This window comes from Mycobacterium sp. SMC-21 (genome assembly GCF_045310825.1).
Classification (GTDB): Bacteria; Actinomycetota; Actinomycetes; order Mycobacteriales; family Mycobacteriaceae; genus Mycobacterium.
In genome coordinates, this window is record NZ_JBJIAO010000003.1 from 193177 (window position 1) to 210598 (window position 17422).

Annotated in this window: 17 protein-coding genes; 14 read left to right on the forward strand and 3 right to left on the reverse strand. The window is 69.2% G+C overall.

What is annotated here, in order from left to right:
* Positions 1 to 53 precede the first annotated feature (53 nt).
* The 11 genes from ACJH6H_RS04705 (at position 54) to ACJH6H_RS04755 (ending at position 12408) form a co-directional block, all read left to right on the forward strand.
* A complete protein-coding gene (locus ACJH6H_RS04705) occupies positions 54 to 923 on the forward strand; it encodes a TauD/TfdA family dioxygenase (protein WP_212807013.1) in 870 nt (289 codons plus the stop codon).
* Positions 920 to 1465: an FcoT family thioesterase gene (locus tag ACJH6H_RS04710; protein WP_212807012.1), complete on the forward strand. Its 546-nt coding sequence runs from the start codon at positions 920 to 922 to the stop codon at positions 1463 to 1465. The genes ACJH6H_RS04705 and ACJH6H_RS04710 overlap by 4 nt, the downstream gene beginning before the upstream one ends.
* Positions 1462 to 2964, forward strand: a complete 1503-nt coding sequence (gene fadD10 / locus ACJH6H_RS04715; RefSeq protein WP_406774346.1) for a fatty acid--CoA ligase FadD10 — start codon at positions 1462 to 1464, stop codon at positions 2962 to 2964. Before ACJH6H_RS04710 ends, fadD10 begins: the two co-directional genes overlap by 4 nt.
* Positions 2957 to 3202 carry an acyl carrier protein gene (locus tag ACJH6H_RS04720; protein ID WP_212807010.1) on the forward strand — a complete coding sequence of 82 codons (246 nt, stop codon included), beginning with the start codon at positions 2957 to 2959 and terminating at the stop codon, positions 3200 to 3202. Before fadD10 ends, ACJH6H_RS04720 begins: the two co-directional genes overlap by 8 nt.
* The gene (locus tag ACJH6H_RS04725) at positions 3189 to 7304 is read left to right on the forward strand and encodes an AMP-binding protein (protein ID WP_406774347.1); all 4116 of its coding nucleotides are present in this window, start codon (positions 3189 to 3191) and stop codon (positions 7302 to 7304) included. The genes ACJH6H_RS04720 and ACJH6H_RS04725 overlap by 14 nt, the downstream gene beginning before the upstream one ends.
* Positions 7301 to 7630: a heavy metal-associated domain-containing protein gene (locus tag ACJH6H_RS04730; RefSeq protein WP_346417133.1), complete on the forward strand. Its 330-nt coding sequence runs from the start codon at positions 7301 to 7303 to the stop codon at positions 7628 to 7630. The genes ACJH6H_RS04725 and ACJH6H_RS04730 overlap by 4 nt, the downstream gene beginning before the upstream one ends.
* A 68-nt stretch (positions 7631 to 7698) precedes the next feature.
* Entirely contained in the window at positions 7699 to 8667 is a 969-nt protein-coding gene (locus ACJH6H_RS04735; RefSeq protein WP_406774348.1) for a GlxA family transcriptional regulator, read from the forward strand.
* A gap of 9 nt (positions 8668 to 8676) precedes the next feature.
* Positions 8677 to 9390: a DJ-1/PfpI family protein gene (locus tag ACJH6H_RS04740; protein ID WP_293019715.1), complete on the forward strand. Its 714-nt coding sequence runs from the start codon at positions 8677 to 8679 to the stop codon at positions 9388 to 9390.
* A gap of 79 nt (positions 9391 to 9469) precedes the next feature.
* Positions 9470 to 10258 carry an alpha/beta fold hydrolase gene (locus ACJH6H_RS04745; protein WP_061003332.1) on the forward strand — a complete coding sequence of 263 codons (789 nt, stop codon included), beginning with the start codon at positions 9470 to 9472 and terminating at the stop codon, positions 10256 to 10258.
* Positions 10259 to 10270: 12 nt separating this feature from the next.
* Positions 10271 to 11908, forward strand: coding sequence for a 2-succinyl-5-enolpyruvyl-6-hydroxy-3-cyclohexene-1-carboxylic-acid synthase (gene menD, locus ACJH6H_RS04750; RefSeq protein WP_406774349.1), 1638 nt, complete (start codon positions 10271 to 10273; stop codon positions 11906 to 11908).
* Positions 11905 to 12408 carry a DUF3592 domain-containing protein gene (locus ACJH6H_RS04755; RefSeq protein ID WP_212807004.1) on the forward strand — a complete coding sequence of 168 codons (504 nt, stop codon included), beginning with the start codon at positions 11905 to 11907 and terminating at the stop codon, positions 12406 to 12408. The genes menD and ACJH6H_RS04755 overlap by 4 nt, the downstream gene beginning before the upstream one ends.
* Here ACJH6H_RS04755 and ACJH6H_RS04760 read toward each other — a convergent pair.
* The gene (locus ACJH6H_RS04760) at positions 12405 to 13088 is read right to left on the reverse strand and encodes a DsbA family protein (RefSeq protein WP_406774350.1); all 684 of its coding nucleotides are present in this window, start codon (positions 13086 to 13088) and stop codon (positions 12405 to 12407) included. The genes ACJH6H_RS04755 and ACJH6H_RS04760 overlap by 4 nt on opposite strands.
* A gap of 122 nt (positions 13089 to 13210) precedes the next feature.
* Between ACJH6H_RS04760 and ACJH6H_RS04765 the strand changes: the two genes are divergently transcribed.
* Entirely contained in the window at positions 13211 to 14338 is a 1128-nt protein-coding gene (locus ACJH6H_RS04765; protein ID WP_406774351.1) for a glycosyltransferase family 4 protein, read from the forward strand.
* Positions 14339 to 14486: 148 nt separating this feature from the next.
* Here ACJH6H_RS04765 and ACJH6H_RS04770 read toward each other — a convergent pair whose 3' ends face one another.
* Both ACJH6H_RS04770 and ACJH6H_RS04775 read right to left on the reverse strand, forming a co-directional pair.
* On the reverse strand, positions 14487 to 14762 hold the full coding sequence (locus tag ACJH6H_RS04770) for a hypothetical protein (protein WP_212807001.1): 276 nt from the start codon (positions 14760 to 14762) through the stop codon (positions 14487 to 14489).
* A 13-nt stretch (positions 14763 to 14775) separates the two neighbouring features.
* Entirely contained in the window at positions 14776 to 15600 is an 825-nt protein-coding gene (locus ACJH6H_RS04775) for an SDR family oxidoreductase (RefSeq protein WP_212807000.1), read from the reverse strand.
* 84 nt (positions 15601 to 15684) lie between these two features.
* On the opposite strand from ACJH6H_RS04775, the gene ACJH6H_RS04780 reads away from it, so the two are divergent.
* Positions 15685 to 16371, forward strand: a complete 687-nt coding sequence (locus ACJH6H_RS04780; RefSeq protein WP_212806999.1) for a demethylmenaquinone methyltransferase — start codon at positions 15685 to 15687, stop codon at positions 16369 to 16371.
* Positions 16368 to 17303: a CobW family GTP-binding protein gene (locus ACJH6H_RS04785; RefSeq protein WP_406774352.1), complete on the forward strand. Its 936-nt coding sequence runs from the start codon at positions 16368 to 16370 to the stop codon at positions 17301 to 17303. The genes ACJH6H_RS04780 and ACJH6H_RS04785 overlap by 4 nt, the downstream gene beginning before the upstream one ends.
* The last annotated feature ends 119 nt before the right edge of the window (positions 17304 to 17422 follow it).

The following is a 17422-nucleotide window of genomic DNA, read 5'->3' on the forward strand; positions in this document are numbered from 1 at the left end:
CGGATTTCGACATCCCCGCGATGCGGTGCAGCAAACTTGGGGAGGCAGCGTCGATGACGCTCAATGTGCAGGGACACGGGCTCGGAGCCCAGGTCGTCGGAATCGATCCGGACAATCTGAGCAACATCTCCACCGACGAGCTCCGCGAAATCGTCTACGAGAACAAGCTTGTCGTCCTCAAGGGCGTCAAACCTTCGCCCGCGCAGTTCATCGAGCTCGGCCGCATTCTCGGTGAGATCGTCACGTACTACGAGCCCGTGTACCACCACAACGAGCACCCGGAGATCTTCGTCTCTTCCACGGAGGAGGGGCAGGGCGTGCCGCGCACGGGTGCGTTCTGGCACATCGATTACATGTTCATGCCGGAGCCGTTCGCGTTCTCCATGGTGATGCCGCTGACGGTGCCGGGCGCCGACCGCGGCACGTACTTCATCGATCTCAACAAGGTGTGGGATTCCCTGCCGCCGGCGCAGCAAGAGCCGGTACGCGGGACGTTCAGCACGCATGATCCGCGGCGCCACATCAAGATTCGGCCCAGCGACGTCTACAAGCCGATCGGTGAGGTGTGGGACGAGATCAACCGCGCCACGCCACCGATCAAGTGGCCCACGGTGATCCGGCACCCGCACACCGGCCAGGAAATCCTCTACATCTGCTCCACCGGCACCAGCAAGATCGAAGACGCCGACGGCGAGGTACTGGACCCCTCGGTGCTGCAGGAACTGCTCGCCGCCACCGGCCAGCTCGACGCCGACTTCGCGTCCCCGTTCATCCATACGCAGCACTACGAGGTCGGCGACATCATCCTGTGGGACAACAGGGCCCTGATCCACCGGGCGAAGCACGGCACCGCGACAGGGACGCTGACGACGTATCGGCTGACGATGCTCGACGGCCTGGCGACGCCGGGGTTCGCGGCATGAGCGCCACCGAGTTGACCGCGCCCGTCGCCGAATGGGTTGATACCGAGCAGATTCCGGAGGAGCTGCTGGCCAGAGTCCTGGAGCCCTATTCCTACAAGGGCTGCCGGTATCTCACCGACGCGACGTACCGGGCCACCGGCGACTCGATGTTCGCGACGGGGAACTTCAGCATCCCGGAGTCGGTCTACATCCGGAGCACCGGGCATTTCAACGCCGTCGAACTGGTGCTGTGCTTCAACCAGCTCGCCTACTCCGCGTTCGCGCCGGCCGTCCGCCACGGCGAGATCGACGGGTTCCGGGGGTGGTCGCTCGACGACTATTTCGAGAACCAGTTGTCCAGCATGCTGATCCGGTCGACGGCGTCGCGCTACAAGCGGCAGATCGATGCGCGCAAGTTCTCCGCGCGGCTGACGTGCGAAGGCATCGAGGTCGTCGAGCGGACCTGGCGGTATCTGAAAGTCCCGTGCGCCATCGAGTTCCACGATGACCACGGCGGATCGGCATTCGGCGAGTTCGAACTCGCGGTCCTCAACATCCCGTGAGCACCGTACTGGGACGGGTGCTCGCGCAGGCGCGGCAGCACCCGCAGGCCATCGCGTTGCGGCGCTGCGACGGGACGAGCGCCGTCACCTACGGCCAACTCCCCGCCGTGGTGAACCGGCTGGCGGGCGAGCTGCGGGAGCGCGGGGTTTCTCGCGGCCACCGGGTATTCGTGATGTCCGACAACGGTCCCGAGACCTATGTCGCGGTGCTGGCCTGCGCGCAGCTCGGTGCCGTCGCCGTGCTGGTGGACCGTGCTGTCCCGGCCGCGACGGTCGCACGCTTCGGTGAGATCACCGGCCCCGGTGCGGTGCTGCTGACCCCGGGAGCCGACCCGGCGGCGCTGCCAAACACGCTGAGCGCCATCCCGGTGATCGCCGTCGACGCCAACGAGGTCGCCGGGCACGGCGACGCCGCGCCCGCCGTCGCACCGCCGGAACTGGGCGCCGATGATCCGCTGGCGATGATCTTCACCAGCGGGACCACTGGTGAACCGAAAGCCGTGCTGCTGGCCAACCGAACGTTCTTCGCCGTCGCCGACATCCTGGCGCGCGAGAACCTGACCTGGATCAGCTGGGTTGCCGGCGAAGCCACCTACTCGCCGCTGCCCGCCAGCCACATCGGCGGACTGTGGTGGATCCTGAACTGCCTGATGCACGGCAGTGAATGTGTCACCGGCGGTGAGAATTCCGCCTCGCTGGCCGAGATTCTCAACGTCAACCAGATCGCCTCGACCTGTCTGGTGCCCACCCTGCTGACGCGACTGGTGTCGGAGGTCAGGGCCGGGGCGGCGCTGCCGCCACTGCGCATGATCGGCTACGGCGGATCGCGTGCCATCGCGGCCGATGTGCAGTTCGTCGAAGCGGCAGGCGTTCACACGGCCCAGGTCTTCGGCCTGAGCGAAACCGGTTGTACCGCCCTGTGTCTGCCGACATCGGAGGGATCGATCGCCCGGATCGAGGCGGGCGCCGTGGGGCGGCCGTACCCGGGAGTCGAGGTCCGGCTAGACGGCGACGGCGCCGAGTCGGGCACCCTGTGGATCAAATCACCGGCAAACATGCTGGGGTACTGGAACAATCCCGAGCGCACCGCTGACATCCTGGTCGACGGCTGGGTGAACACCGGCGACATCTTCGAGCGCGGTGTGGACGGGTACTTCTACATCAAGGGCCGGTCATCGGAGATGATCATCTCCGGCGGCGTCAACGTCGCACCCGACGAGGTGGACCGCATCGCCGAGAGCGTCCCCGGCGTCGGTGCGGCGGCCTGCTTCGAGATCCCCGATACCGAATTCGGTGCCCTGATCGGTCTGGCGGTGATCCCGTCGGGCGAACTCGACGAAGGTCAGGCCCGCAAGCTCAAGCGGGCCATCGCGGTGCGCTATCGGGCGGAGTCGGAATCGATGGCCAGGCCGTCGACCATCACGCTGGTGACCGAGATACCCAGGACGCAGTCCGGCAAGGTCATTCGCGCCGCACTGGCAGCGGCGGTCCATGGCTGACGGGCTCCGCGAACGCGTCCTGGCCGCCGTCGCCGACGTGCTCTACATCGACGAATCCGACCTGTTCGACGGCGACGCCACCGATCTGCGCGAACTCGGGCTGGACTCGGTGCGGTTCGTCCTGCTCATGAAACGCCTTGGGGTGGACCGGGAATCGGACCTGCTGAAGCGGCTGGCGCAGGAGCTGACGATCGAAGGCTGGGTCCGGGAATTGGCGGGCATCCGTGGCGGCGTCTGACCACGGACGGATTCCGCTGAGCATCTCTCAGCAGAACATCTACCACGGGGTGCTGCAGGACCCCGATCCCGCGCTGTATCTGATCGGCAAGCGCTACCGATTCCGGCCGCTGGCGCCGGCGAGGTTCCTGTCCGCGCTGGAAGCGACGGTGCGGGACAACCCCATTCAGCTGTGTGTCCTGGAGCCGCCGGCAGCCGGCGACGGCTACCCGGCTCTTGTTGCCCGCCTCCAGGTTGCGGACGTCGTCAGTGTGCGAGCGCAGACCGACCCCGTCGGCGAGACGTTGGAAAAGGCATGGGCGGACGGCATTCTCGAAACCCCGCTGGTGCGTTACGTCGTGCACACCGACGTCGACGGCCAGGTGGTGGGCATGGACGCGCAGACCCACCACATCCTGCTCGACGGCGCTGCGACCGCAATCATCGAAGCCGACCTGGCCCGGCATCTCGGTGACGCCGGCCAGAAGCCCAGCACCACAGCAGGTTTGGCGGCACTCGCCGCAGCACACCGCAGCGAACGCGCGAAAGTGGCGGAAGCGACCGAACGCCACGTTGCCGCGGTGCGCCGCGAACTGACCGAAGACGCACTGCGCGGCGGTTCCGCGCCGGGCACTGTCGAAGCGGGCCTCGGTACCGCAGGCCGCGGCGTGCTGCGGGAATCGTGCCGAGTCGCCGACCGGGCCTATGACGAGATCGTGGCGCTCGCCGAGGCCCGGCAGGTGCCGCTGAACATCCTGGTCGCGGCCGCCGCGGCGGCGGTACGCGCGAGCCTGCGCCAGAGCACCGAGGCCCTCCTGGTGCACCCGGTGGACAACCGCTTCGGTGCGCCGGAGCTGAATGTCGCCACCTGTCTGGTGAATTCGGTCGCCCACCCGGTTCGGTTCGCACCCTTCGCCGCGGTCCGGGACGTCGTCACCGCGATCGACCGCGGCTATGTCAAAGCGCTGCGGCGCCGGTGGTTTCGGGAAGAGCGGTACCGCCGCATGCATCTCGCGATCACCAGCGGCGCACCCGTCGACGCGCTGACGATCAACTACATGCGCGGCCGGTCCGCCCCGGAGCTCGGCCCGTACCTGTCCGAACCCCCGGTGGTCACCGATATCGGCCCGGTGGAAGGGATCACGGTCTCCTGCGTCCACGACGAGGCGCGGCGCACCATCGACTTCGCCATCTGGACCCGGCACGATCACCCTGAACCTGTCGCCGTCGCCGGCCGCATCGTCGCGGCACTGCGATCGATGGACGCGCACTGGGACCGGCCGATGGCGTTGACCGTCGGTGACTGGTCGGCGCTCGACGCCGATGGCCGTCTCGAAGCGGGCTCCGGCGTACCCGCGCCGCCACTCGCCGGTGCGCGCGCCTGGTTCCTGGACGCCGATCCCGGCCAGTGCCGCAGCCCGGGCGTCGACCAGTGGATCGCCGAGATCATCCGCCGCGGTGTCGATCCCGGCGATGTGCTGGTCTTCGTCGACGACGATTCCCAGCGCGCGGTGGAGCTGCTGATCGCGTGCCACCTGGCGGGCTGCGGTTACAGCGTCTGCGCGACACCCGGCGAGGTGGAGTCGCGGGTCAGCGTCATTGCCGAGCATTGCGGCACCCGTGCGCACGCCGTCGACCTCACCACACCGGTTGCCGAGGTGGACGGCACGACAGGACAACTCGTGGACGACCGCATCGGCCAGGTCATGCGCGACCAGGGCCTGGGCTCCCGGCTCGCGTATGTGATGCCCACGTCGGGCTCGACAGGGCAACCCAAACTTGTTCCGGTGACGCATGGTTCGCTGGCTATCTTCTGCGCCGCGGTGCGGGATGCCTACGGCTGGGGGCCGGCCGACACCATCCTGCAGTGCGCTCCGCTGACGTCGGACATCAGCGTGGAGGAGGTGTTCGGCGCGCTGTCGTGTGGCGCGCGGGTCGTCCGGTCGGTCGCGATGCGCGCCGGTGACCTGCCCGCGCTGACGCGCGATGTCGCGGCGCACCTCGCCACCGTGCTCGACCTGCCCACCGCGGTCTGGCATCTGTTGTGCGAGGACGACGCGGCACTGGCAGCGCTGGGCGGCTCGGCGCTGCGCCAGGTGATCATCGGCGGCGAGGCCGTCCGTCCCGCCGCGGTCGACAAGTGGTGGGATGTGCTTGCCGCCGAGCGCATTTCCCTGGTCTCGACGTACGGCCCGACCGAGACGACGGTGGTCGTCACGCAGCTGCCGATCGGTGCGGGTGAACCGGCGCGGACCACGGCCAGGCTGGGCCGCCCGCTGGTGCCGGGCTCGGTGTTCGTCGGATTCGGGGAAGTGGTCGTCGTCGGGGAGCTGGTGTCGGCCGGTTACCTCGGGCTGGACGGCACGAGCTTCGGCACGGTCCAGGCGCCCGATGGCTCCCGGTATCGGGCCTTCGCCACCGGCGACCGGGTGACGACAGACGCCGCGGGCTACCCCATGCTGGCCGGACGACGGGACGCCGTGGTCAAGATCGCCGGCAAGCGGTTCGACATCGCCGAACTGCTGCGCCGGTTGTCGTCGGTACCCGAGATATCCGACGCGGCAGTGGAAGTGGCGGGCGATGGCCTGGGTATCTGGTTCCAAACCCCACAGACCCGCACCGGGAACGACGATCCGGCTGCCCGCGCCAGGATTCGGCGCCTGGCGAGAGACCAGGGTGCACCGGCGTTCTCCGTCTTCGGCGTCCCGGGCATCCCACGACAGCCCAACGGAAAAGTCGACCGCGCGAAACTGGCTGCGGACATGGAGGCTCCGTGCGACGACGCCGATCAGGATCCGCGGGCCGTCGCGCTTGCCGAACTGTGGAGCCGGCTGCTGGAACGTCCCATCGGGCCCAGCGCCTCGCTGTTGGACGAGGGCATCGGTTCACTGGACCTGATTCGGATCCTGCCGGAGACGCGACGGTTCCTCGAGTGGCAGCTGTCCATTCTCGATCTGATCGGTGCGGACTCCGCCGCCGGCATCGTCGACCGCCGGCCCGACGTCGACAGCTGGATGGACGAGGAGACTGCGGCCCACATCGCCGCCGACCTGGCGGCGGTGGGGCAGCCGGGACCGGTCTTTGCACGGGCCACCCGCGGGCGCAGTGCGCAGACCGTCGTGATCCTGGGTGCCTCGGGCATTCTGGGCACCGGCTTCGCGCAGGCGATCCTCGACCGCAAGCATGCCGGCCTCGACTGTCCCGACGTCGTGTTCGCCGCCAGATCACCACTGCCCGAACATGACCCGTGGTCCGGCCTGCACTCGGCCGACGGCGTGGACATCGTGCGGATACCTGCCGACCCCACCGCCGCGGAGCTGGGCGACCTTCTCGACGGCGCCCGCACCGTCGTGAACTGCATCGGTAACACGAATGTGTTGGTGCCCTACCGCCGGCTCCGGGCGGCCAACGTTTCGGCGCTGGCGTCGGTCGCGGATGCGTGTGCGCGGCGCGGGGCCGGGCTGGTGCAGCTGTCGACCTTCGTGGTGAACGCCGACGTGGCGGCGCCCCGCGTCACCGACCCCCGCCACGCGCCGTACCCCTACGCCGCGTCGAAGTCTTTGGCGGAGATCGTCGTGTCCCGCGCCGCGGGTGGCCTGGACTTCTCGGTGGTGCGGCTGCCCCGGGTGCTGGGCGACGCCCACCAGCGCGCGCGGTCGTCGGACATCCTGGTCGCGATGGTCGATGCGTGCACCGCGTTGGGGGTGTGCCCGGTGGTGCCGGTCACCGAAGAGGTCACCACCGGGGTGGCCGCCGCACAGAGCATTCTCGGCCTGCTTCCCGGGCTGTCACCCGCGATCGCGCTGGGCCGTGGCATGGCGGTCCTGCGCGGCGAAAAGGTGCCCTACACGGCGTTTCTCAGCAGCCTCGGATTCGAGGCCATCGAGCTCGCGGAGTGGAGGGGCCGGTTGGATCGCAGCGTGTGGGCCGCCCGGAATCCGCAGCGGTGGGCGGTACTCGATGGGTGGCTCGGGTTGGGCGCCAGCTTGCGGGGCCGCACGTATGCCGACTATCTGGCCGAATATCCCACTGTCGGCGTCGATTTCACGGCTGTCGCGGAATGCACCAGTGCGCCTGAGCCGCTTCGCGGTGTCTTCGGCGCTGATCAGATTGTGAGGAAATGACATTGACGGATGTGACCGAACCCCGGCACGAGGCACCGAGCGTGGGCGTGAGCTATCTCGACATCACCGGAATGTCGTGCGTGATGTGTGCCCGCCGTGTGCAGAAGGCGCTCAACAAGATCGACGGGGTGCACGCGTCGGTCAGTTTCGCCGCCAAGACCGCCACCGTCGAGACCGACGGTGACGTCAACCCGGCCGAACTGTGCGAGGCCGTGGCGGCAGTGGGCTACGGCGCCGCGCCGCGCGCCGAGGCGCCCGTGGTGGACAGCGCGGCGCGCGGCCCACTGCAGCGGTTCGTCGGCGGCCTGCTCGGCCGCGGGCACTGACCGACATGTCCTAATTTGTGGGCCCCATGGCGTAGACGCCATGGGGCTGGGCGTCGCACGATAGAGGCGTGACGCGATCTGTGGTGCTGCTCGGCTTTCGCGGGGTGCAGGCCCTCGACGTCGTCGGCCCGTTCGAGGTGTTCACGGGCGCGACGCTGCAACTGGCCGCGATGGGACGGAGCGACGAGGGCTACGCGCCGGTCCTGGCCGCGGCCGACGGCGGTCCCGTCACCACCTTGACCGGGCTCGAGTTCGTCACCAAGCCGCCACCCGACCCGAACGAACCGATCGACACCATCGTGCTGCCCGGCGGTATGGGTGTCGACGAGGCCCGGGCCGACCCCGCCGTCATCGACTGGATTCGCGCCGCCGCACCGCACGCGCGCCGCATCGTCAGCGTCTGCAACGGCGCGTTCCTGGCCGCGGAGGCCGGCCTGCTCGACGGTTGCCCGGCCACCACGCACTGGGCCTCGGCCGACAAGCTTGCCAGTGAATTCCCTTGCATCGCAGTCGATGCCGATCCGATTTTCATCCGCAGCTCGGAGCAGGTGTGGACGGCGGCGGGCGTCACCGCGGGCATCGATCTGGCCCTGGCGCTCGTCGAAGACGACTACGGCACCGACGTCGCCCAGAACGTCGCCCGCTGGCTGGTCTTGTACCTGCGCCGGCCCGGCGGGCAGACGCAGTTCGCGCCGCCGGTCTGGATGCCGCGCGCCAAGCGCGAACCGATTCGCGACGTACAGGAGCTCATCGAGGCCGAACCCGGCGGGGCACACAGTGTTCCGGAGCTGGCGCGCGCCGCCGCGATGAGCCCGCGGCACTTCACCCGCACCTTCACGGCCGAGGTGGGGGAGCCGCCGGCGGCCTACGTCGAGCGGGTCCGCACCGATGCGGCTCGCCGGCAACTCACCGAGACCGACGACACCGTCACCGCCATCGCCGCCCGCTGCGGCTTCGGCAGCGCCGAGACGCTGCGCCGCAGTTTCGTTCGGCGCGTTGGGGTTTCACCAGACCAATACCGCAAGACGTTCGCGTAGGGAGAGATCATGCAAGTTGCCATCGTCCTGTACCCGGGTTTCACTGCCCTCGACTTCATCGGGCCCTATGAGTCGTTGCGCTGGCTGCCGGACACCGAGGTCCGGTTCGTCTGGCACGAGCCGGGCCCGATCGTCGCCGACTCCGGCGTGCTGTTGGTGGGCGCCACCCACTCGTTCGACGAGACGCCGACGCCCGACATCATCCTGATCCCGGGCGGCTTCAGCACCCTGGAGCACGCCCGCGACGAGAAGCTGCTGGACTGGCTGCGGCGGGCCCACGAGACCACCACGTGGACGGCGTCGGTGTGCTCGGGTTCGGTGATCCTGGGCGCGTCCGGACTGTTGAAGGGCAAGCGCGCGACGTCGCACTGGGCGGCCGTGCAGCTGCTGCGCACGTTCGGCGTCGAACCCGTCACCGACGAGCGCATCGTGCAGTCGGCCGACCGCATCGTCACCTGCGCGGGTGTCTCGGCCGGCATCGACCTCGGCCTGTGGCTGGCCGCGCAGATCGGCGGCGAGGACAAGGCCAAGGCCATTCAGCTGTCCATGGAATACGACCCGCAGCCCCCGTTCGACTCCGGGCACATGTCGAAGGCCTCGGCGGCCACCAAGGCCAGTGCGACGGCCCTGATGTCCCGTGAGCTCCTCAAGCCGACGGCACTCAAGCACACCACGGCACTGCTGTGGGACCAGGCCGTAAAGAAGGTCCGTTCCCGCCGTTGACCTCAGGGATTTGTGCACGATTTTCCGCGCCCACCGCGGAAAATCGTGCACAAATCCCGGGTCCAGTAACCTCGGCCGGGTGAATCTGGCATACGACGACCGTGGCGGATCCGGCGAGCCGGTGCTGTTCATCGCGGGACGGGGCGGCGCAGGCCGCACCTGGCACCTGCATCAGGTACCGGCGTTCCAGCGGGCCGGCTTCCGCTGCATCACGTTCGACAACCGCGGCATCGGCGCCACCGAGAACGCCATCGGCTTCTCCACCGACCAGGCGGTCGCGGACACCGCATCGCTGATCAACAAGGTCGTCGGCGGCCCGGTGCGCGTCGTCGGCGTGTCGATGGGGTCGTTCATCGCCCAGGAACTCATGGTCGCCCGGCCCGAGCTGGTGTCCTCGGCGGTGCTCATGGCCACGCGCGGCCGGGAGGACCGGGCCCGCACGTTCTTCCGCGAGGCCGAGCGGGCGCTGCTGGCCGCCGGTATCGAGTTGCCGCCCGAGGTCGACGCGAAAAACCGTCTGCTGGAGAACTTTTCACCCAAGACCTTGAACGACGACCGTGCCGTCCAGGACTGGATCGAAATGTTCACCATGTGGCCGACCAAGCCCACCCCGGGGCTGCGGGCCCAGCTGGCCGTCGCGCCGGAGACCAACCGGCTACCGGCCTACCGCCAGATCGCGGTGCCGGTGCAGGTGATCGGGTTCGCCGACGACGTCGTGCTGCCGCCGCACCTGTCCAAGGAAGTGGCCGACGCGATCCCGCTGGGCCGCTACCTGGAAATCCCCGACGCCGGGCACCTCGGCTTCATCGAGCGCCCCGACGCGGTGAACGCCGCGATGCTGGAATTCTTCGCTGCCAATCCGGTGTGACACGCTGTAGCAATGAACCCGTCGACGATTCAGGCGCGGGTCGTCGTCGATGAACTGATCCGCGGCGGCGTCCGTGACGTGGTGCTGTGCCCCGGCTCACGTAACGCCCCGCTGGCGTTCGCGCTGGCCGACGCCGACCGGGCCGGCCGCTTGCGGCTGCATGTCCGCATCGACGAGCGCACCGCCGGCTACCTGGCCGTCGGCCTGGCGGTCTCGGCCGGCTCGCCGGTCTGCATCGCGATGACGTCGGGCACCGCGGTGGCCAACCTCGGTCCGGCGGTGATCGAGGCCAACTACGCCCGCGTGCCGCTGATCGTGCTGAGTGCCAACCGGCCGTACGAACTGCTGGGCACCGGCGCCAACCAGACCATGGAGCAGCTCGGCTATTTCGGCAACCAGGTGCGGGCCACCATCAGCCTGGGCCTGGCCGAGCCGACGGCCGACGTCGCCGCCTCCAATGCCCAGTGGCGGTCGGCCACATGCCGGGTCCTGGTGGCGGCCAAGGGTTCTCGCACCGCCAATGCCGGACCCGTGCAGTTCGACATCCCGCTGCGGGAGCCGCTGGTCCCGGACACCGCCGAAGATGGCCCCTACGCGCCGGAAGGCCGCCCTGACGGCAAGCCGTGGACCTACACCCCGCCCGTCACGTTCGACCAGCCCCTCGAGATCGACCTGACGCCCGACACCGTCGTCATCGCCGGCCACGGCGCGGGCCGGCACGAGAACCTCGCGCACCTGCCGACCGTCGCCGAACCGACCGCGCCGCCGGCCGACAACCCACTGCATCCGCTGGCGTTGTCACTGGTCCGGCCGCAGCAGGTGATCATGCTGGGCCGGCCCACACTGCACCGGCCGGTGTCGGCGCTGCTGGCCGACCCGTCGGTGCCCGTCTATGCCCTGACCACCGGCCCGCGCTGGCCCGACGTGTCCGGCAATTCGCAGGCCACCGGCACGCGGGCCATCACGTCGGGCACTCCCGATCCGGCCTGGCTCGCGAAGTGTGCCGAGGCCAACACCCGCGCCGAGCACGCGGTGCGGGACCAGCTGGCGGCCTACGAACTGACCACGGGCCTGCACGTCGCGGCCGCCGTCGCCGACGGGCTGCAGTCCGGCGACCAGCTGGTGCTCGGCGCCTCCAACCCGGTGCGTGACGCCGCGCTCGTCGGGCTGAATTCGCACGGCATCTCGGTGCGGTCCAACCGCGGCGTCGCCGGCATCGACGGCACGGTGTCGACGGCGATCGGCGCCGCGCTCGCCCACACGTCGGGCCGGACCGTCGCGCTCATCGGTGACCTGACCTTCGTCCACGACAGCTCGGGCCTGCTGATCGGCCCCACCGAGCCGATGCCCAAGGCGCTGACCATCGTGGTCTCCAACGACAACGGCGGCGGCATCTTCGAGCTGCTGGAGCAGGGCGATCCCCGCTTCTCCGACGTGTCGTCGCGCATCTTCGGCACCCCGCACGACGTCGACGTCGCGGCCCTGTGCCGGGCGTACCACGTCGAGTGCCGGCAGGTGGAGGCCGACGGGCTGGCCACCGCGCTGCGCGAACCGTTCGAGGGGATGCGCGTGCTGGAGGTCAAGGCCGACCGGTCCACCCTGCGGGCGCTGCACGCATCGATACGGGCGGCGATCAAGGCCGCGCCGTGATCCCCGAACCCCTGCGCTGCAGGTTGAACACGTTGTGGGACAACCTGATTCTGCGGGTCTTCGGTGACGGCAAGGAGACCCGGTCGCAGCGCGTCATCCGCCGGATCCGGATCGGGATCGTGATCATGGGCTGCCTGGTGACCCTGCAGTCGGTGCTGCTGGTGCTCGGCGCGTGGCGCAACGACCAGCAGATCGAGCACAACATGGGCACGGCGGCCGCGGAGGTGCTCTCGGCGGGTCCGCGACGCTCCACCATCGAGTTCGTGACGCCCGACCGCGTCACCTACCGGCCCGAGCTGGGGGTGCTGTACCCGTCCGAGCTGGAGACCGGGATGCGCATCTACGTCGAGTACGACCGCAGCAACCCGGACCTGGTCCGGGTGCAGAACCGCAACGCGTCGCTGGCCGTCATCCCGGCCGGGTCGATCGCCGTGGTGGGCTGGTTGGTCGCCGGTGCGCTGCTCTGGATCGTGACGCTCGTGCAGCGCCGGCTGGGTTAGGTCTGCCGGCCGGCGGTCAGCTTGGCCAGCCACCCGTCTTCCTGGATGTCCACCACGGTGTTGCCGGTGAGGTCGTACACCGTCGGGGTGCCGGCGTCGCCGTCGCGGATTTCCTGCAGCCGGGTCTCGTTGGTGATCGTCATTTCGTCGGTGTCGACGGCGTGTTCACCGAACTGGATGGTGGCCACGGCCTCGGCGCTGACGCCGGCATCGGCGGCCCAGCCCGCGAGCTGACCGTCCGATGGCGCCGACCCTCCCGGATTCTGGTGGCCCCACAGCGTCGCGACGTACGCCTGCAGCGCGGGCGCCGACGTGCCGTGCGCGGCGGCCAGGAACATCGCGTTGGCCACCTTGGCCGAATAGCCGTACTCGGTGTCCAGGAACGTCACCGGGCGGTAGGTGACGGTCAGCAGGCCGAGGGCGATCAGGCTCTTCAGCTCCGGACCGTCGGTGTCCTGCAGGTGGGCGCAGTGGGTGCACTGCGGCTCGGTGTACACCTCGATCTGCGCCGGGGCGTCGGGGCGGCCGGCGATGATGCCGAAGCCGTCCGCGGTGAGCGCGACGCCCGGCAGATCCGGGTCCCGGAGTGCCGATCCGGTGACGGTACGGCCGCAGCCGGTTGACCCGGCGAGGAGGACCAGCGCGGTGGCCGAAGCGAGGATCAGCCGAGGTAGACGCATGCCGGCCCCTTTCTCACCCCGGTGCGACAGACGATACCGGTGGTACCCGAGTTGTGCGTGTCTTCGCGTCGCGTACCCCTGACGGTCACCTGACGGTCAGGCTGCGCTGCCAGCCTGCAGGTGTGCGAGTTGCGATCGTGGCGGAGTCCTTTCTCCCGAATGTCAACGGCGTCACCAATTCGGTGCTCCGGGTGCTGGAGCACCTCCACCGGAACGGCCACGAGGCGCTGGTGATCGCGCCGGACACACCGCGGGGCGAAAAGCCCGCAGACACTTTTCACGGCGATGTGCCCGTGCATCGCATCCCGTCCCGCATGTTCCCGAAGGTGACGTCGTTGCCGCTGGGTGTGCCGCGGCCGCGAATGGTGCGGGTACTGCGCGACTTTCGGCCCGACGTCGTGCACCTGGCGTCGCCGGCGCTGCTGGGCTACGGCGGCCTGCACGCCGCGCGCTTCCTCGACATCCCGACCGTCGCGGTGTTCCAGACCGATATCGCCGGTTTCGCGCAGAGCTACGGCGTCGGCATGATGACGAAGACCGCGTGGGCCTGGAACCGGCACCTGCACTCGCGCGCCGACCGGACCCTCGCGCCGTCCAGCGCGACGATGGAAGACCTTGTCACCCATCGGATTCCGCGCGTGTACAAGTGGGGCCGCGGCGTCGACGTCACCGGTTTCGCACCGTCGGCGCGCAGTGCCGCGCTGCGGGCGCAGTGGTCGCCCGAGGGCAAGCCGGTGGTGGGTTTCGTCGGCCGGCTGGCGCCGGAGAAGCACGTCGAACGGCTGGCCGCGCTGGCCGGCCGCGACGATCTGCAGCTCGTGGTCGTCGGCGAGGGTATCGATCAACCCAAGCTCGAAAAGCTGCTGCCGACAGCGGTTTTCACCGGCGCGCTGTACGGGCGGGAACTGGCCACGGCATACGCCAGCATGGACGTGTTCGTGCACCCGGGGGAGCACGAGACGTTCTGTCAGGCGGTGCAGGAGGCCATGGCGTCAGGTCTGCCGGTCATCGCGCCGGATGCGGGTGGCCCGCGTGATCTGGTGACACCCATGCACACCGGATTGCTCTTGCCGGTGGCGGATTTCGAGGGGTCGCTGCCGGCCGCGGTCGACCACCTGCTGGCCGAGCGGTCCCGCTACTCGCTCGCCGCCCGCCGCAGCGTGCTCGGCCGCACCTGGCCCGCCGTGTGCGACGAACTGCTCGGCCACTACGCCGCCGTCCTCGGCGAGCGTCGCGCCCTCGCTGCCTGACGCTGCCTGATTCCCCGCGAGCGTGCGTGTTTGCTTGCGACACGCCGTATTCGGTGTGTATGAATGTCGCGCTCGTGGCCACCGAGAGTGACGAATCTGCACGTGTCGACCGGCGTGCCGTGCGCAGACATGCACGCTCGGCGGGAGTTCAGCTCACGTGGACGAGGTCGTACACGTAGGACCGGTCGTCCTTGCGGCTCACCCACGTACCCTCGGGTGGCAGGTAGCCGAACCCCGCGTGGTCGAACGGGCGGCTCGACACCGCGCCCAGCTCCGTGCACACCACCCACCCGAAGTGCGGCAGTCGCCGGCACCAGATGTCCAGGTCGACCCGCTTGTACGACGGAAACCCGTGCGCCTCGCCGTCTTCGGCGAACTCATAGGTCAATCCGTCGTCCCGTCGGACGAATTTCAGTCCCGCCATGAAGTTCCTTCGGTCAGCCCTGCGCCAGCTCGGCCACCGGCTGCCACTCTTCCCAAGTGCGCAACCGGTTTTCGTAGTCGGTCTTGGCGATCTGCAGCGGAGCACTACCGAAAAAGACTCGCAGCGGCGGCTTCTCGGCATCGACGATCTTGAGCACCGCGGCTGCTGACGCCTCCGGGTTGCCCGGCACCGCGTTGCGCTCGCTGCGCCAGCGGGCGACGTCCGCCCGCAGCCCGTCGTACGCCTCGAGCTCGGTGGTCCGCTTGGCCGACGCGCCGCTCCAATCCGTCGAGAATCCCCCGGGCTCGATGAGCGTGACGTGAATCCCGAACCGTTCCACCTCGGCCGCCAGCGACTGCGAGAAGCCCTCGAGCGCCCACTTCGACGCGTGGTAGGCGCCGAGGCCGGCGAACGCGCTGATGCCGCCGATCGAGGACACCTGGATGATGTGCCCGCTGCCCTGCGCACGCAGGTACGGCAGTGCGGCCTGTGTGATCCACAGCGCGCCGAAGACGTTGGTTTCGATCTGATCCCGCGCCTCGGCCTCCGACAGCTCCTCGATGAAGCCGAACTGGCCGTAACCCGCGTTGTTGACGACGACGTCCAACCGGCCGAAGTGCTCGTGCGCTGTCTTCACCGCGGCGAAGTCGGCGTCGCGGTCGGTGACGTCGAGCGTGATGGGCAGCAGCGCCTCGCCGTACTTGGCCACCAGGTCGTCGAGCGTCGACACGTCCCGTGCCGTTGCGGCCACCTTGTCACCGCGCTCGAGCGCCGCAGCCGTCCACTCGCGCCCGAAACCGCGCGAGGTACCCGTGATGAACCAGACTTTTGTCCCCATGCGGCTTACAGCTCCCGAAGTGCCCGTTCCATTCCCGCCCCGCCGCAGACGCGGGGCGCTGGAGCAGCCGGTAGCGTCATATCCGTGAGTCGCGCGTCATTGGAGAAGGATCCGCACGAGGTTGCGTCGATGTTCGACGGCGTCGCCCGTCGCTATGACATCACCAACACCGTGCTGTCCCTGGGGCAGGACCGGTTCTGGCGGCGGCAGACGCGGGCGGCGCTGCGTATCGGCCCAGGTGACAAGGTCCTGGATTTGGCTGCCGGCACCGCGGTGTCGACCGTCGAGCTCGCGACGTCGGGCGCCTGGTGTGTGGCCTGTGATTTCTCGGTCGGCATGCTCGCGGCGGGGGCGGACCGGAAGGTCCCGAAGGTGGCCGGTGACGCCACCAGACTGCCGTTCGACGACGGCGTCTTCGACGCGGTCACCATCAGCTTCGGGCTGCGCAACGTCGTCGACTTCAGCGCCGGCCTGCGCGAGATGGCCCGGGTGACCCGGCCCGGCGGCCGCCTGGTGGTGTGCGAGTTCTCCACGCCGACCAACCGGCTCTTCGCGACGGCCTACAAGGAGTACCTGATGAAGGCGCTCCCGACGATGGCCACCGCGGTGTCGTCCAACCCCGAGGCGTACGTCTACCTTGCCGAGTCCATCCGGGCCTGGCCCGACCAGGACGACCTGGCCCGCAAGATCGAGGCGGCCGGCTGGTCGCAGGTGCGCTGGCGCAACCTGACCGGAGGGATCGTCGCGCTGCACGCCGCCGTCAAGCCGTGAGTATTCCCGTCCTCGCGGTCGCCGGTTTCCTCGGCGCGGGCAAGACCACACTGCTGAACCACCTGCTGCGTAACGGCCGCGGCGCGCGAATCGGCGTGCTGGTCAACGACTTCGGGTCCGTCAACATCGACGCGATGCTGGTCGCCGGTCAGGTCGACGCCATGGCGTCACTGTCCAACGGGTGCATCTGCTGCGTCGCCGAGGACGGTGAGGTCGCCGAGATGCTGGGCAAGCTGGCCGCCGTCCGCCCGGCCCTGGACCTGATCGTGGTGGAGGCCAGCGGCGTCGCCGAGCCGCCCGCGGTGGCGCGGACCATCATGACGGCCGACTCCGACGACTTCCATTACGCCGGCCTGATCCTGGTGGTCAGCGCGACCGAGCCGGAGTTCGGGCACGGCCTTCCGGTCGCCGACCTCGTGGTGCTGAACCGGGCCTCCGAGGCCACCGACATCGATGACGTGCTGGCCCGGATTCGCGCGCAGAATCCGCGGGTTCCGGTGCAGCCCACCGATTTCGCGCGGATCGACCCGACGCTGCTCATCGACATCCCCGAGCGCGCCCCGCAGGCACAGCTGTCGTTCGACGAGCTGCTGTACGACGAGCACGACCACGACCATCCCGTCTACCAGTCCGTCGAATACACCACCGGCGACGTGCTGAATCCCCGCCGGTTGCTGGCGCTGCTGCGTGACCGGCCCGAAGGCCTGTACCGGGCAAAGGGTTTCGTCGACTTCGGTGCGGGACACCGGTACCTGCTGCAGCTGGTGGGCGGCTCCCTGCGGCTGCAGAAGCGCCGCGGCAGCGGCACCCAACTGGTGTGCATCGGTACCGGCATGGACACCGACGCCGTGCGGGCGGCGCTGCACGAGTGCACCACCGAACCGGCCGACGAGAACGCCATCCTCGGAGTCCACAAGTACGTGGTGCAGTAGCCCGGGATCGGCGCCTTCAGCGTTGACTGCGAACTGACGTCGCAAAAGGTCGAGTGCCTATGTGCGTAGGTTCGCAGTCAACGCCGGCACAGGCGCCGGATATTCTGGCCCCTCACCTG

Coding starts and splice junctions, on each gene's coding strand:
- ACJH6H_RS04705 (WP_212807013.1), top strand. CDS start 54: ATGACGCTCAATGTGCAGGGACACGGGCTCGGAGCCCAGGTCGTCGGA.
- ACJH6H_RS04710 (WP_212807012.1), top strand. CDS start 920: ATGAGCGCCACCGAGTTGACCGCGCCCGTCGCCGAATGGGTTGATACC.
- ACJH6H_RS04720 (WP_212807010.1), top strand. CDS start 2,957: ATGGCTGACGGGCTCCGCGAACGCGTCCTGGCCGCCGTCGCCGACGTG.
- ACJH6H_RS04730 (WP_346417133.1), top strand. CDS start 7,301: ATGACATTGACGGATGTGACCGAACCCCGGCACGAGGCACCGAGCGTG.
- ACJH6H_RS04740 (WP_293019715.1), top strand. CDS start 8,677: ATGCAAGTTGCCATCGTCCTGTACCCGGGTTTCACTGCCCTCGACTTC.
- menD (WP_406774349.1), top strand. CDS start 10,271: ATGAACCCGTCGACGATTCAGGCGCGGGTCGTCGTCGATGAACTGATC.
- ACJH6H_RS04760 (WP_406774350.1), bottom strand. CDS start 13,088: ATGCGTCTACCTCGGCTGATCCTCGCTTCGGCCACCGCGCTGGTCCTC.
- ACJH6H_RS04770 (WP_212807001.1), bottom strand. CDS start 14,762: ATGGCGGGACTGAAATTCGTCCGACGGGACGACGGATTGACCTATGAG.
- ACJH6H_RS04775 (WP_212807000.1), bottom strand. CDS start 15,600: ATGGGGACAAAAGTCTGGTTCATCACGGGTACCTCGCGCGGTTTCGGG.